The 1,035-nt window shown below is 42.4% G+C and carries 1 protein-coding gene; it reads left to right on the top strand.

Annotation, left to right across the window (positions count from 1 at the left end; genetic code table 11):
• Nucleotides 1-1,035: hypothetical protein (locus KA878_RS13180; protein ID WP_281059641.1), on the top strand; the 1,035-nt coding region annotated here is incomplete at both ends.

Raw genomic sequence — 1,035 nt, 5'->3', positions numbered from 1 at the left:
CGATGTGCTCGTGCTTGCTGATGTTGAGCCACTTGATGACGTACTTGGACTTATCGATGTGCTCGTACTTGCTGATGTTGAGGCACTTGCTGACGCACTTGTACTTGTTGATGCGCTCATACTTGTCGAAATACTTAATGATGTGCTTGTTGATTCAGAAGCAATGTATGATGGCAAATCAAATTCTGGCAATGAATGGCTTTCAGGTTTACCCATACTAAATGATACCGATGTGCTTGAATTATCTGAATTACTTGCGCTTGTTGAATCACTCACACTTGTTGATATTGATGCACTTAATGATGTACTTGTACTTGTTGACGCGCTCACGCTTGTTGATGTTGATGCACTATCTGATGTTCTTGCGCTTGTTGAATCGCTCATACTTGTTGATGTTGATTCACTATCTGATGTGCTTGCGCTTGTTGAATCGCTCATACTTGTTGATGTTGATGCACTATCTGATGTGCTTTCACTTAATGAGTCTGAAAGACTCGCACTTTCTGATCCACTTAATGACGTGCTCTCACTTGTTGAGTCACTCACGCTTGTTGATGTTGATGCACTATCTGATGTACTTGTGCTTGTTGAATCGCTCACGCTTGTTGATGTTGACGCACTTAATGATGTGCTTGCACTTGTTGAGTCACTCACACTCGTTGATGTTGATGCACTATCTGATGTGCTTGCACTTGTTGAGTCACTCACGCTTGTTGATGTTGATGCACTATCTGATGTACTTGTGCTTGTTGAATCGCTCACACTCGTTGATGTTGACGCACTCAATGATGTGCTTTCGCTTGTTGAGTCACTCACGCTTGTTGATTCTGAAGTGCTATCTGATGTGCTTGTGCTTGTTGAGTCGCTCACACTTGTTGATGTTGACTCACTTAACGATGTACTTGCACTTGTTGAGTCACTCACACTTGTTGATGTTGACTCACTTAATGATGTGCTTGCACTTGTTGAATCGCTCACGCTTGTTGATGTTGATGCACTATCTGATGTACTTGTGCTTGTTGAATCGCTCACACT

Origin of the sequence: Staphylococcus sp. GDY8P57P (genome assembly GCF_017892585.1) — a bacterium.
Lineage (GTDB): Bacteria > Bacillota > Bacilli > Staphylococcales > Staphylococcaceae > Staphylococcus > Staphylococcus borealis.
The sequence above is the reverse complement of the archived record's forward strand: the minus strand, read 5'-3'. Positions and strand labels throughout refer to the sequence as shown.